Origin of the sequence: Geminicoccus harenae (assembly GCF_019800005.1) — a bacterium.
In the GTDB taxonomy this organism is placed as follows: Bacteria; Pseudomonadota; Alphaproteobacteria; order Geminicoccales; family Geminicoccaceae; genus Geminicoccus; species Geminicoccus harenae.
Map to the genome: position 1 here is coordinate 1 of NZ_JABGCL010000115.1, position 2,148 is coordinate 2,148.

Consider the following 2,148-nt stretch of genomic DNA (forward strand, 5'->3'; position numbering starts at 1 on the left):
GACAACGTTGCCGAACTCAGCCAGCGCATGACGGACCAGACGGGAGACGCAGTCGGCATGGGGGTCGCCACAACCCAGGACGTCGCACGCAGCGCCGTGACAGAAATGCAGAAGAGCACCGCGGCGACACTCGAGACCGGGCGTGCGGTGGCTGGCCCAATGGCGCAGGATACAAAGGAATTCGGGCAGGCGCTTTCGCAGCTGTTGAGCGAGCAGGCTCAACACAATCTCGAGGTCTTCACCAAGCTGACCGGCACGTTCAACTTGAGCGAAGCTGCGCAGATCCAGGCGGACTTCCTGCGTGCCAGCATGGAACGCTCAGCGCAGTTCGCCCGGCGCTATCTTGAGACGGCCCAGACGACCATGTTCTCGGCGATGACCAGGGCGCAGTTGGACCTGTCGCCGCTCTCCCGCCAGTGATCATGGCGCGCCTGACGCCGTCAGGCGCAAGGTCATCCTCATCCAGCGCTGCGATCAGCTGGCCCCCCGTGCCGAAAGAGAGATCCAGTGGCTCAGGTAGCCCATCAGCCCGGCGATGGCCCGGCCGAGACCCTGCAGGTGGTCGAGGAGCGGGCGGTCATCCGCAAGCGGAAGAACCTGACCAGCGGCGTGCGCGTACGCACTCTGGTCCGGGAGGACGAAGAGCTCATCGACGCGCTGCTCCACAGCGAGCAGGCCGAGGTGGAGCGGGTGGCGCTGGATCGGTGGGTGGAGGAGCCCGTGCCGGTCCGGCAGGAAGGTGCGACCACGGTCATCACCCTGCACGAAGAGGTGGTCGTGGTGGAAAAGCGCCTGCGGGCGATCGAAGAAGTCCGGCTGACCAAGCGGCAGACGACGCAGCGCGTGCCGCAGCATGTCACGCTCCGGCGTGAGGAACTGGTCGTCGAGGACCTGGATCCAGCGACCGGAAAAGCCCCGGACTGACCAATATTTGCCGCCGTTCCGCCCCTGGAGCGGTAGCCCATCATCAAGGATGTCGCAGATGCCTACGACCGTCATTGGCACGATCGAGACCCCCAAGATCGCGCAAAAGCTCATCGATGAGCTCACCAAGGCCGGCTTCAAGAGCCGGGATGTCCAGATCCTGAAAGGCGACCAGGACGACCTTGTCGCCGAGATCGTCGAGCTCGGCTTCGGCAAGAGCGACGCCAGCGGCTACGCCAAGGCCGTGCACAACGGTAAGACCGTGGTGGCCGCGGCTGTCGCCGAGGACAAGGTGGCCAAGGCCGCCGCCATCTTCGAACGCTATGAGGCAGCGGAGGACGAGGAGGCCGCCGATCTCACGGAGGAGACGACTCTGACGGAGGTCAGGGAGGAGCTTTCGGTCGGCAAGAGCAAGGGCATGACCGGCGGGGTACGCGCCACCACCAGCGTGAGCGAGCAGCCGGTCGAAAAGACCGTCACCCTGCGCGAGGAGCAGGTTGAGGTCGAGCGCCAGCCGACCGAGCGCAAATTGAAGCCCGAGGAAGCCGAGGTCGCCTTTGCGGGGAAGACCGTCGAGATGCTGGGCACGACCGAAGAGGTCGAGGTCGCCAAGGAAGCCTACGTGACCGAGGAGGTCACCCTCAACAAACGAATCGAGGAGCGCCAGGAAAAGGTGCAGGACACGGTCCGGCACACCGACGTCGAGGTCGAGAAGATCAGGCCAGGAACCGCCAAGAAGCACTGACATTCCGGCACGGCACGTTTGCAGGAAGCCCGGCACCATCGGTGCCGGGCTTTTCTTTGCCTGATCGTGAACCGGTCCAGGGCTGGCTCGGCTGGTACCGCCATGATCGAAGATTCCCTACAGGAAACGATGCGGGATGGCCAACAAGAAGGCCCGCTCGCCAAAAGCCGAGCGGAACTTTGACTAGCCGGCAGCGTTGGCGGTTCAGGCATGTTGCAGCGCACAAGACGTAGCGTCTCCTGCACTCCAGTGGATAAGGATCAAGATTTGCTCTCCAAGACTCCACCTGCCGCGCGCCTCGGCCTGATCGGGCGCACCCTGGGAGGGTCTCGAACCGGCAAGATCCTTGCGGCCTCGGCGGCCGCACTGGCTATGGCTGCTCTCTACAACATCTACCGGTCCCGCCAGGTCGAGCGGCAGCACCCACCCGCCGGGCGCTTCATCGACGTCGACGGTGTCCGGCTCCACTATCTCGAGCG

General features: G+C 64.6%; 3 protein-coding genes and 1 pseudogene. All 4 read left to right on the forward strand.

Translation table 11 applies throughout. The features are described from left to right. The coding region (locus tag HLA95_RS27045; protein ID WP_222185087.1) for a hypothetical protein at positions 1-420 on the forward strand (420 nt) is incomplete at its 5' end. An 87-nt stretch (positions 421-507) separates the two neighbouring features. Next, on the forward strand, positions 508-924 hold the full coding sequence (locus tag HLA95_RS27050; protein ID WP_191062477.1) for a YsnF/AvaK domain-containing protein: 417 nt from the start codon (positions 508-510) through the stop codon (positions 922-924). Positions 925-982: 58 nt separating this feature from the next. Continuing rightward, a complete protein-coding gene (locus HLA95_RS27055; protein WP_222185089.1) occupies positions 983-1,669 on the forward strand; it encodes a YsnF/AvaK domain-containing protein in 687 nt (228 codons plus the stop codon). Positions 1,670-1,936: 267 nt separating this feature from the next. Next, positions 1,937-2,148, forward strand: a pseudogene (locus tag HLA95_RS27060) (alpha/beta fold hydrolase); the annotation flags it as partial.